The sequence below is a fragment of the Bacillus sp. 05T31 genome (assembly GCF_056396725.1).
Window position 1 is genome coordinate 1 of the sequence record NZ_JBFTMA010000068.1, and the last position, 11,485, is coordinate 11,485.

An 11,485-nucleotide genomic window follows, 5' to 3' on the forward strand; every position below is an offset into this window, starting at 1 on the left:
GAGTATGTTCAACTTAGAAAGCAGGGGCGTAACTATTTCGGCCTTTGTCCATTTCATGGTGAGAATTCTCCTTCATTCTCTGTTTCATCTGATAAGCAAATTTTTCATTGTTTCGGATGTGGAGAAGGTGGAAATGTATTTTCTTTTCTTATGAAAATGGAAGGACTTGCTTTCACAGAGGCTGTTCAAAAGCTTGGCGAAAGAAATGGAATTGCAGTTGCAGAATATACATCAGGGCAAGGACAACAACAACAAGAAGACATATCTGATGACACTGTCATCATGCAACAGGCTCATGAACTTTTGAAAAAGTATTATCATCATTTATTAGTAAATACAGAAGAAGGAAATGAAGCACTTTCATATTTATTAAAACGTGGTATTACAAAAGAGATGATTGAGAAATTTGAAATTGGTTATGCATCACAAGCTTGGGATGCAGCAACGAAAATTTTACAAAAAAGAGGTTTGTCGCTATCTAGTATGGAACAGGCTGGCCTTCTTGTAAGAAGTGAGAAGGATGGCAGTCATTATGACCGCTTCCGCGGAAGAGTTATGTTTCCGATTTATACTTTACAAGGTAAGGTGATAGCGTTTAGTGGAAGGGCATTAGGAGATGACACTCCGAAATATTTGAATAGTCCTGAAACACCGATTTTTTACAAAAGTAAGCTGTTGTATAATTTCCACCAAGCAAGGCCGTTTATTAGAAAACGTGGGCAGGTTGTCCTTTTTGAAGGTTATGCCGATGTACTAGCCGCGGTGAAAAGTGGTGTGGAAGAAGCTGTTGCGACAATGGGAACAGCTTTAACTGAAGAACAAGCGAAACTTCTGCGACGTAACGTTGAAACTGTTGTTCTTTGCTATGATGGTGATAAAGCAGGGCGAGAAGCGACGATGAAAGCAGGGCAATTACTATTGCAAGTTGGTTGCCAAGTGAAAGTTACATCCTTGCCAGATAAGCTTGACCCTGATGAATATGTGCAACAATATGGGACAACCGCTTTTGAAAATCTTGTGAAATCAAGTATAAGTTTTGTTGGTTTCAAAATAAATCATTTGCGTTTAGGGAAAAATTTGCAAGATGAGTCTGGCAAAGAAGAATATGTAAAAAGTGTTTTAAAAGAGTTATCATTGCTACAGGATGCGATGCAGGCGGAATCATATTTAAAATCATTATCGCAAGAATTTTCGTATTCAATGGAAACACTTTTGAATCAATTGCACCAATATCGCAAAGAACAAAAGGTACAGCAAAAACAAATAAAGCAGGTTTCTAAGCCATCTCAAATTGTTCAAACGAAACCGAAATTAACAGGTTTTGAAAGGGCAGAAAGAGAAATTATTTACCATATGTTGCAAAGTGCAGAAGTGACAGTGCGTATGGAACCTCATATAGAAGATTTTTATACAGAAGAACATAAAGGGATTTTATATGAACTATACGCATATTATGAAAAGGGAAATGAACCTTCAGTCGGAACATTTTTAAGTTGGCTCTCTGATGAAAAGTTGAAAAATATTATTACTGATATTTCGACGGATGAATTTATTAATCCAGAGTACACAGAAGAAGCGTTACAAGGTCATTTGGAGGCGCTAAGACGCCATAAAGAAAAACTTGAAAAGATGGAAATTATCTTTAAAGTAAAACAAATGGAAAAAACAGATCCTGTAGAGGCTGCTAAATATTATGTGGCATATTTACAAAGTCAAAAAGCAAGAAAATAGCTTTTTCGATAAAGTTTTAGTATAATGAATGTTTGTATCTCGCGTAAGGAGGGGAACAGATGGCTGATAAACCAGCTCGTTCTAAACAAATTGAAACTGAAATGACCCTTGAGCAAGTGAAAGAACAACTCACTGAGCTCGGAAAAAAACGTGGCGTTCTTACATATGAAGAGATTGCAGAACGCATGAATGGATTTGAAATTGAATCCGATCAAATGGATGAATACTATGAATATTTAGGTGAACAAGGGATTGACTTAGTTGGTGACAATGACAACGACGAAGGTCCTAATAATCGTCAAATTACAAAAACGGAAGAAGAATTTGACCTTAATGATTTAAGTGTGCCGCCAGGTGTGAAAATCAATGACCCTGTTCGTATGTACTTAAAAGAAATTGGTCGTGTAGACTTACTATCTGCTGAAGAAGAAATTCGACTTGCGACACGTATTGAAGAAGGCGATGAAGAAGCAAAACGCCGTCTTGCGGAAGCAAACTTACGTCTTGTAGTAAGTATTGCAAAGCGCTACGTAGGCCGTGGTATGCTTTTCTTAGACTTAATCCAAGAAGGAAATATGGGTCTAATTAAGGCAGTTGAAAAGTTCGACTACCGTAAAGGTTTTAAATTTAGTACGTATGCAACTTGGTGGATTCGCCAAGCTATTACACGTGCGATTGCAGACCAAGCGCGAACAATTCGTATTCCAGTTCATATGGTTGAAACAATTAATAAGTTAATCCGTGTACAACGTCAATTATTACAAGATTTAGGACGTGAACCATCTCCTGAAGAGATTGGTGAAGAAATGGATCTTGCTCCAGAAAAAGTACGCGAAATCTTAAAGATTGCACAGGAGCCAGTTTCTCTTGAAACACCAATTGGTGAAGAAGACGACTCCCATTTAGGTGACTTTATCGAAGACCAAGAAGCAACATCGCCTGCGGACCATGCAGCGTATGAATTGCTAAAAGAACAATTAGAAGATGTGTTAGATACACTAACGGATCGTGAAGAAAATGTTCTGCGTCTTCGTTTTGGTTTAGATGATGGACGAACTCGTACGCTTGAAGAAGTTGGGAAAGTATTCGGCGTAACGAGAGAACGTATTCGTCAAATTGAAGCGAAAGCACTTCGCAAATTAAGACATCCAAGCCGTAGTAAGCGTCTTAAGGATTTCTTAGAATAGGCTACCTTTAAGTTTACTTCACTTTTGTGAAGTAAACTTTTTTATTTTGTTAATTTTTGTTAAAGTTTAGCTATCGGCAACGATTACAATTTCTTGTAATTTATTTTACAGAATTGTCTTTTGATTTGCAAATGCTCATTTTTCGATTTTTCGATTTATTTTGTTTATTATATACAAAATAATATGTAGAAAAGTAAAAAATATGATGAGAAACGTTAGTAATTATCGAAATAATATGCGATATAATAGTGAAAATCAATAAAATGAATTTACGGAATATTTTTAACAAGTAGTAGTTTGCTCTTTTCTGATAGAGCGTTTTCAAGTACAATATAAATGACTGAATCATCTAACTATTTAGCGGTATAGAGGGGGGAGAAGAGATATGAAACGTAATCCGTTGATTCCGTTCGCTCTTATTGCAGCATTAGGTATTATCGTTATGTTTGTATTTTCATTTCAGGGGCTAAATAAATCTAAAGAGTTAGCTGATGCAAAAAATGGTGGGAAACCAGCGCAAACAGCATCAAAGCCAGAGGATATTGTAAAGCAAAGCTGTACGAGCTGTCACGGTGATCAGTTACAAGGGGCAGTGGGACCTAATTTACAAAAAATTGGTGGGAAACTTTCGAAAGATGAAATTAAAGAAGTTCTTTCAAAAGGAAAAGGAAATATGCCAGCTAATTTAATTCCAGCTGATCAAGCAACGAAAGTAGCTGATTGGTTATCGAAGAAAAAATAAAGTTTCGTATTACAAGCCTTTTGCTTTTTGCAAAAGGCTTGTTTTTCTATACTTTCTAAAATACGATTAGTAATAGAGAATTGAAGTATTGTTATGGACTTGCAACAACTACTATAAATTCATTATCATGGAGACAGACTGAGAAGAGAAGGAGTAATGGAAATACATGAATGAAGTAAAGCTTTCGAAACGATTAGAAGAAGTTGTGAGGGAGATTCCGGTAGGCTCTACAGTAGCTGATATTGGATCGGATCATGCGTATTTACYGTGTTATACAATTATAAATAATATTGCTACAAAAGCAGTTGCAGGAGAGGTTGTAGATGGACCGTTTCGCTCTGCACAAGCAACTGTAGCTGAAAGTGGCTTACAAGATAAAGTAGACGTTCGTAAAGGGAATGGATTAGCTGTTATAGTGCCAGGAGAAGTAGATGTTATTACGATTGCTGGTATGGGTGGAGCGTTAATTCGTGACATTTTAGAAAGTGGTAAAGAAAAATTAGAAGGTGTAACACGTTTAATCTTACAGCCGAATATTGCAGCACACCATATTCGTGAATGGTTTATTGAAAATGGATGGGAGCTTATCGGTGAGAAAATTGTAATAGAAGACGGAAAGATTTACGAGATTTTAGTCGGAGAGCGAGGAGATACAGCAGTACCTTACTCTGAAAATAAACAAGCTGAACTGTTTATGGGTCCATTTTTAATAAAAGAAAAAAGTGAAGCTTTTATTGAAAAGTGGGAAGGGGAATTGAAAAACTTCCAAAATATTTTAAAACAGTTAGAACGTGCAGCAGAGTCTGAAGAGACAAAAGCGAAGCGTGCAGAAGTAGAAGCGAAAATGAAAATGATAGGAGAGGTTTTATCATGAGTAAAATTCCGAATGGTCATGAAATTATTTCTTTGTTTGAAGGTATGTATCCGAAGCATTTAGCGCTGGAAGGGGATAAGATTGGCTTACAGATTGGAGCGCTTAATAAACCTGTCCAGCACGTATTAATCGCGTTAGATGTAACTGAGGAAGTTGTGGACGAGGCRATCCAATTAGGAGCRAATATCATTATAGCKCAYCAYCCTTTAATCTTTAATCCATTAAAAGCGATTCATACAGATAAGGCGTACGGAAGAATTATTGAAACGTGTATTAAAAATGATATTGCGGTTTATGCGGCGCATACAAATGTAGATATTGCTAAGGGTGGGGTAAATGATTTACTTGCCGATGCGTTAGGGTTACAAAATACAGAAGTATTAGCTCCTACATATGCAGAAGAAATGAAAAAAATTGTTGTATTTGTTCCAGTAACCCATGCAGAAGAAGTGCGCAAAGCTCTTGGAGATGCGGATGCAGGTCATATCGGTAATTATAGCCACTGTACGTTCGGTAGCGAAGGGGTAGGTACGTTTATCCCTCGAGAAGGGACAAATCCTTATATCGGGGAAACTGGGCAGTTAGAACGTGTGGAAGAGATACGTGTCGAAACGATTATTCCAGCTTCATTACAAAGAAAAGTTATTAAAGCGATGTTGGCAGCCCATCCATATGAAGAAGTGGCATATGATGTATATCCGCTTGATAATAAAGGTGAAACATTAGGTCTTGGTAAAATAGGGTATTTACAAGAAGAAATGACGCTTGAGCAGTTTGCTTTACATGTGAAACAATCATTACATGTAAAGGGTGCAAGAGTTGTTGGAAAGTTAGATGATAAGGTGCGTAAAGTAGCTGTACTTGGTGGTGACGGTAATAAATATATAAACCAAGCGAAATTTAAAGGAGCAGATGTATATGTAACAGGTGATATGTATTATCATGTTGCTCACGATGCGATGATGATTGGTTTAAATATAGTCGATCCAGGACATAACGTTGAAAAAGTAATGAAGCAAGGTGTACAAAAACAATTGCAAGAAAAAGTAGATGTGAAGAAATTCAATGTACACATTCACGCTTCGCAGTTACATACAGATCCATTCACATTTGTATAACAATAATAAAAACCGTTGCTCATGTAGGCAACGGTTTTTATTATTGTTCTTTTTTCACTTTTACACGAGGTAGTATCTTTTGAAGTGGTACTTTTCGAATTCTGTCCCATGTAGCGGGATTCATTGGGTCATATTGATCTAAGAAAGCAATAACTTCTTTTGTAATTGGCGTTGGAGTAGAAGCACCTGCTGTAACAGCTACGTTTTCTACACCTTGTAGCCATTCTAATTGGATTTCACTTACGTCTGCAACGCGGTATGCTGTCGTACCAGCGATTTCTTGTGATACTTGTGCTAAACGGTTTGAGTTGTTACTTTTCGGATCACCGACAACAATTGTTAAATCTGCAACATTAGCTTGTTTAGCGACAGCTTCTTGGCGAACTTGAGTTGCTAAACAAATTTCCTTGTGGAATTCTGCTGTTGGGAATTTTTTCTGGATGTCCTCCATTAAATGTTGAACATCCCATTGACTCATTGTTGTTTGATTCGTAACTAAAATTTTATCCGTTGGAATTTCTAGTGTTTTTAAATCATCAGCTTTTTCGATAAGATGAACGATATCAGGTGCGATACCAACTGCGCCTTCTGGTTCTGGATGATTTTTTTTGCCGATATAAATGACATGGTATCCTTCAGCTTTCTTTGCTTCGATAAGGTCATGTGTTTTTGTAACATCTGGACAAGTTGCATCAATTGTCGTTAAACCTTTTTCTTTTGCACGTTGTTTAACTTCTGGAGAAACACCGTGTGCAGTGAAAATAACAGTACCAGAATCGATTTTATCTAAAATTTCTAATCGACTTGGACCGTCTAATGTAATGATGCCATCCTCTTCGAAAGCATCTGTGACATGCTTATTGTGAACAATCATACCTAAAATATAAATGGGTCTCGGTAATGATTTATCTAATGCGGCGTTACGTGCAATAACCATTGCGTCAACAACACCGTAGCAATAACCACGAGGGGAAATTTTAACAATCTTCATGTGAGTAATCCTCTCCTTCTAAACAAGGGATACTTTTGTGCATAGTCCATTACATTATAAAGGAGGAGTGGATAGAAAACAAAGGATTGTTACACATATAGTTTTGGTTTTGTTGCTGATTGTTGAACGGGTTCTTTCGGAACCTCTTTTTCTATTACCGGTTCAAGCACTATTTTTTTTCGTTTCCTTTTTGGAGGTGGAGTTGCTACCTCAACCTGTTCTGTTGCATCTTCAGTTTGATTTTCTTCCGTACTTTTTCCGGAGGTGAGGATTTTAACAATGCTTGGTAGACTACGCATAATGGGACCGTACTGTTCGACAACAGGACCGACAGATTGCACGACTTGAGATACTTTTTCGATATTATTTATCATATTAGTTGGGTTCGAAATTAAATTTGAAAAAAAACTACCGATGCCGCTGCTAGATGCCGCTGCAGTTGTAGCTGACGCAGCACCACGTGTATCATTTGATTCATACATTTGAGGTGGTATCATCTGCTCTGGATATTGCTGCATGTATGGCTGATATTGTTGTTGGTATGGCTGTTGCTGTTGATATTGGGGCGGCGGTTGTTGGTGCATCATCGGTGGCCCTTCCATTTGTCGATAAGGAGGGACCATTTGCATGAAAGGTTCGGTTGGATCGTGTTTTTTAAAGAGTTTAGCAAGGAAACCTTTCTTTTTTTGAGCCATCGGTGGTAGTTGTGGAATCGGATATGGTGTGTAAGATTGTTGTCCTCGATTCGGATACATTTGTCTTATAGGGGATTTCGGAAACATGTGGGAAATCCTCCTTTCTTCAGTTAGGTATATACACATACAATATGCAATRGAAGGAAAGAAGGTTAGTTTTTGAGATAAAAACCTAAACTAAAGATGGATTTTACTTGTAGATTTCGATATAATGTAGACTTGACTKATTTGTGCGCAGTAGAAATTTTAGAAAGAAGGTGTAACTTATGACACTACAAACTTTTACACAGTATGATTTTAAACCATTTTTAATAGATGCAGTTCGTGAACTACGCTTTACAGAGCCAACAGGAATTCAAAAGAAAATTTTCCCGGTCGTGAAAAAAGGTGTGAGTATAATTGGACAATCCCAAACTGGTTCTGGGAAAACACATGCATACTTACTTCCTACATTAAACAGAATTGATGCAAGTCGTGAAGAGGTACAACTTGTTATTACAGCGCCTACTCGTGAGTTAGCACAACAAATTTACGAAGAAATTGTGAAACTAACAAAGTTCTGTGCAGAAGATCAAATGATTACAGCACGCTGTTTAATTGGTGGAACTGATAAACAACGATCAATTGAAAAGTTGAAAAAACAACCTCATATTGTAGTTGGAACGCCAGGACGTATTAAAGATTTAGTAGAAGAAAAGGCGCTATTTGTYTATAAAGCGGATACTATTATTGTCGATGAAGCGGACTTAATGCTTGATATGGGATTCATTCAAGATGTAGATAAAATTGCGGCACGTATGCCTAAAAATCTGCARATGTTAGTTTTCTCTGCAACAATTCCTCAAAAATTAAAACCATTTTTGAAGAAATATATGGAGAATCCAGAACATATTCATATTAATCCGAAGCAAGTTGCAGCAGGAAATATTGATCATTACCTTGTGCCTTCAAGACACCGTAATAAAACTGAATTAGTGAAAAATATGCTACTTCAATTTAAACCATATTTAGCAATTGTCTTTACAAACACAAAGAAGAAGGCTGACGAAGTAGCCGATGGATTAGCAGAACGTGGATTAAAAGTAGGGCGTATACACGGTGATTTATCACCACGTGATCGTAGAAAAATGATGAAACAAGTTCGTGATTTAGAGTTCCAATACATTGTCGCAACAGATTTGGCGGCACGCGGTATTGATATTGAAGGAATTAGCCATGTTATTAACTATGAACTTCCACCAGATTTAGATTTCTTCGTTCACCGTGTTGGAAGAACTGCACGTGCGGGTCATTCAGGTATTGCAGTGACGATTTATGATCCAGCAAATGAAGAAGCGTTAGATAGTTTGGAAAAACAACGTCATATCGAGTTTAARCATGTRGATTTACGCGGAGATGAATGGGCGGATTTAGGTGACCGTCGTCGTCGTAAGAGCCGTAAAAAACCAAGTGATGGACTAGATGTTATGGCAACAAAAGTTGTTAAGAAGCCGAAAAAAGTAAAACCAAACTATAAACGAAAACTTGCAACAGAACGTGACAAAGTGAAGAAAAAATATAGCAATAAAAAAAGATAAGGGATTTCCCTTATTTTTTTTTATCTCACTGCTTGAGATAAAGTCGATTAATGTAGACTAATAATTAGTGAGGGGTAGAAAAAACGTTGACTAAAGTTTCGCTTTATTGGGTTAATTTAAGTATAGAGTGCAGATTGTTTGAATAGTCTGTTTAATTTATGTAGTGCCTTTTGTGTGAACAAACAATTCGCTACATATTTCTACAAATTATGCTATCATTATATCTATTGTATATTGAAGAGGTGATTGTATGTTAAAGATTGGATCTCATGTTTCAATGAGTGGTAAGAAAATGTTATTAGCAGCAAGTGAAGAGGCTGTTTCATACGGTGCAACGACGTTTATGATTTATACAGGTGCACCGCAAAATACACGAAGAAAACCAATTGAAGAATTGAACATAGAAGCAGGAAGAAAACATATGGAACTAAACGGTATTGAAGAAATTATCGTACATGCGCCATACATTATTAATCTTGGGAATACGACGAAGCCAGAAACATTCCAATTAGGTGTAGACTTCCTTCGCATGGAAATTGAAAGAACATCGGCATTAGGTGTAGCGAAACAAATCGTTCTTCACCCAGGTGCGCACGTTGGTGCAGGAGCGGATGCTGGTATTCAACAAATTATTAAAGGGCTTAATGAAGTATTAACGCCAGAGCAGACGGTTAACATTGCGTTAGAAACGATGGCAGGAAAGGGAACGGAATGCGGTCGTAGCTTTGAAGAAATTGCGAAAATTATTGATGGTGTGAAATATAATGAAAAACTATCTGTATGTTTTGATACGTGTCATACGCATGATGCAGGTTATGACCTTGTAAATGATTTTGACGGTGTGTTAAACGAATTTGATAAAATTGTTGGGATAAATCGTTTACAAGTACTTCATATTAACGATAGCAAAAATGTACGCGGAGCTGGAAAAGACCGTCATGAAAATATTGGTTTTGGTCATATTGGCTATAAGGCATTGCATCACATTGTGCATCACCCACAACTTACGCACGTACCAAAAATTCTTGAAACGCCGTATGTAGGTGAAGATAAAAAAGATAAGAAGCCACCATATAAATTAGAAATCGAAATGCTGAAAAATGGTACTTTTGATGAAGGAATTCTTGAAAAAATTAAAGAGCAATAAGGAGGGGATTTTCCCCTCCTTATTTTAATAGCTGCTGAAATAAAATATTTACTTGTTGGGCAGTGGCAGGAGTAGTTACTTTAGCGATTTGTTTTAACAAATCTAGTCGCTCGGTATTATCGTAAATGTTAATGTTTTTCCCTTTCATAAGTAAAACGATTTTATCAGCTTGTGCAGTTGTGATTGGAACTTCGTATTCTTTACTATATTTCAATAGTTCTTTTGTAGAAATATGATTTAATTTTTTGTTCACAATTTGTTTAATGAGGTTCATCGTGTTGTCCTCCTTCACACGTTCTTCTATCGAAATATATGTACGCATAGCTTGTACATATTCGTATCAAGGTGCATTTTTTCAATGGGGAAAAGAAGCTTATGTTATAATATAAGAACAAAACTATAGATAAAGAGTATAAGGAGGACTTATGGAAAAAAAGCAACATCGAAAAGAAAGTGTTATTCATCTTGTATATCGTTTAGTTATGATTGTCTTTGGGGCAGCGTGTGCGGCGGTAGCGATTGAACTGTTTTTAATGCCAAATAAAATTATTGATGGTGGAATTATTGGTATTTCTCTTATATTAGATTATCTTACTCCTAATATTTGGTGGTTAAGCTTTTCTRCTTTAGTTGTTATCCTCAACATTCCTTTTATGTACTCCGGGTATAAGCAAATTGGAAAAACATTCATGTTATCTTCAGCATTTGGAATTGTAGCTTTAGCATTTATTGAATCAACGTTGCATGCTATCCCGCCATTTACAACAGAGCCGATTTTAGCAACAGTTTTCGGCGGTCTTATTTTAGGGATTGGTGTAGGACTTGTTATTCGTCATGGTGGATCGTTAGAYGGGACCGAGATTATGGGAATTCTATTAACGAAGAAATTACCGTTTTCTGTTGGTGAATTCGTAATGTTTGTGAACTTATTCATTTTTGCATGGGCAGCATTTGTTTTTGGTGTTGAACAAGCGATGTATTCTGTTATGACGTACTATATCGCATTCAAAACAATTGATACGGTAATTCAAGGATTAGACGAAACGAAAGCAGTTTTAATAGTATCGGATCAATATGAGGAAGTATCAAATGCGATTTTACACCGCCTTGGTCGTGGAACAACAAAACTTGTTGCTAAAGGTGGCTATACAGATAAAGAAAAAGAAGTTATTTATGCAGTTGTAACACGTCTGGAAGTGACGAAGTTAAAATCAATTGTGCATGAAATTGATGAAAACGCATTTGTTACGATTATGAATACACAAGAGACAAATGGTGGTAAGTTTAAATCAGCAATTCACTAAAAAGTTAATTGTAATATCTTTTGAAAGCAGAGAATTATTCTCTGCTTTTTGTTATAATAATAAGGTTTCTTGAAATAAAGAATATATTTTAGGCAGATTGGTTTACAACTATAATAAGC

General features: G+C 36.5%; 11 protein-coding genes. 8 read left to right on the top strand and 3 right to left on the bottom strand.

The window, feature by feature from the left end:
- The 5 genes from dnaG to AC1DJR_RS06970 all read left to right on the top strand — a co-directional run.
- Window positions 1-1,731 (top strand): DNA primase (dnaG, locus tag AC1DJR_RS06950; protein WP_477002278.1); only part of this gene is annotated, 1,731 nt, incomplete at its 5' end.
- Between the two features lie 59 nt (window positions 1,732-1,790).
- Complete coding sequence (gene rpoD / locus AC1DJR_RS06955; protein WP_000764062.1) at window positions 1,791-2,918, top strand: RNA polymerase sigma factor RpoD; 1,128 nt, start codon at window positions 1,791-1,793, stop codon at window positions 2,916-2,918.
- A gap of 385 nt (window positions 2,919-3,303) precedes the next feature.
- Complete coding sequence (cccA, locus tag AC1DJR_RS06960; protein ID WP_002015178.1) at window positions 3,304-3,660, top strand: cytochrome c550; 357 nt, start codon at window positions 3,304-3,306, stop codon at window positions 3,658-3,660.
- A 166-nt stretch (window positions 3,661-3,826) separates the two neighbouring features.
- Window positions 3,827-4,534: a tRNA (adenine(22)-N(1))-methyltransferase gene (locus AC1DJR_RS06965; protein ID WP_477002279.1), complete on the top strand. Its 708-nt coding sequence runs from the start codon at window positions 3,827-3,829 to the stop codon at window positions 4,532-4,534.
- A complete protein-coding gene (locus AC1DJR_RS06970; RefSeq protein ID WP_429686910.1) occupies window positions 4,531-5,652 on the top strand; it encodes a Nif3-like dinuclear metal center hexameric protein in 1,122 nt (373 codons plus the stop codon). Before AC1DJR_RS06965 ends, AC1DJR_RS06970 begins: the two co-directional genes overlap by 4 nt.
- Window positions 5,653-5,692: 40 nt before the next feature.
- Here the strand turns inward: AC1DJR_RS06970 and AC1DJR_RS06975 are convergent, their stop codons facing one another.
- Entirely contained in the window at window positions 5,693-6,643 is a 951-nt protein-coding gene (locus AC1DJR_RS06975; protein ID WP_429686909.1) for a 4-hydroxy-3-methylbut-2-enyl diphosphate reductase, read from the bottom strand.
- Window positions 6,644-6,732: 89 nt separating this feature from the next.
- A complete protein-coding gene (vrrA, locus tag AC1DJR_RS06980) occupies window positions 6,733-7,425 on the bottom strand; it encodes a VrrA/YqfQ family protein (RefSeq protein WP_429691873.1) in 693 nt (230 codons plus the stop codon).
- A 179-nt stretch (window positions 7,426-7,604) separates the two neighbouring features.
- Here vrrA and AC1DJR_RS06985 point away from each other — a divergent pair, with 179 nt between their 5' ends.
- Entirely contained in the window at window positions 7,605-8,915 is a 1,311-nt protein-coding gene (locus AC1DJR_RS06985) for a DEAD/DEAH box helicase (protein WP_002015172.1), read from the top strand.
- 250 nt (window positions 8,916-9,165) lie between these two features.
- Window positions 9,166-10,062 carry a deoxyribonuclease IV gene (locus AC1DJR_RS06990; RefSeq protein ID WP_002167660.1) on the top strand — a complete coding sequence of 299 codons (897 nt, stop codon included), beginning with the start codon at window positions 9,166-9,168 and terminating at the stop codon, window positions 10,060-10,062.
- A 19-nt stretch (window positions 10,063-10,081) separates the two neighbouring features.
- Here AC1DJR_RS06990 and AC1DJR_RS06995 read toward each other — a convergent pair whose 3' ends face one another.
- Window positions 10,082-10,336 carry a DUF2624 domain-containing protein gene (locus AC1DJR_RS06995; RefSeq protein WP_002088657.1) on the bottom strand — a complete coding sequence of 85 codons (255 nt, stop codon included), beginning with the start codon at window positions 10,334-10,336 and terminating at the stop codon, window positions 10,082-10,084.
- A gap of 151 nt (window positions 10,337-10,487) precedes the next feature.
- On the opposite strand from AC1DJR_RS06995, the gene AC1DJR_RS07000 reads away from it, so the two are divergent.
- A complete protein-coding gene (locus AC1DJR_RS07000; protein ID WP_477002280.1) occupies window positions 10,488-11,366 on the top strand; it encodes a YitT family protein in 879 nt (292 codons plus the stop codon).
- Window positions 11,367-11,485: the final 119 nt, after the last annotated feature.

Excerpts from the sequence above, each read along its gene's own strand:
- rpoD (WP_000764062.1), top strand. The coding sequence starts at position 1,791 with ATGGCTGATAAACCAGCTCGTTCTAAACAAATTGAAACTGAAATGACC.
- cccA (WP_002015178.1), top strand. The coding sequence starts at position 3,304 with ATGAAACGTAATCCGTTGATTCCGTTCGCTCTTATTGCAGCATTAGGT.
- AC1DJR_RS06975 (WP_429686909.1), bottom strand. The coding sequence starts at position 6,643 with ATGAAGATTGTTAAAATTTCCCCTCGTGGTTATTGCTACGGTGTTGTT.
- vrrA (WP_429691873.1), bottom strand. The coding sequence starts at position 7,425 with ATGTTTCCGAAATCCCCTATAAGACAAATGTATCCGAATCGAGGACAA.
- AC1DJR_RS06990 (WP_002167660.1), top strand. The coding sequence starts at position 9,166 with ATGTTAAAGATTGGATCTCATGTTTCAATGAGTGGTAAGAAAATGTTA.
- AC1DJR_RS06995 (WP_002088657.1), bottom strand. The coding sequence starts at position 10,336 with ATGAACCTCATTAAACAAATTGTGAACAAAAAATTAAATCATATTTCT.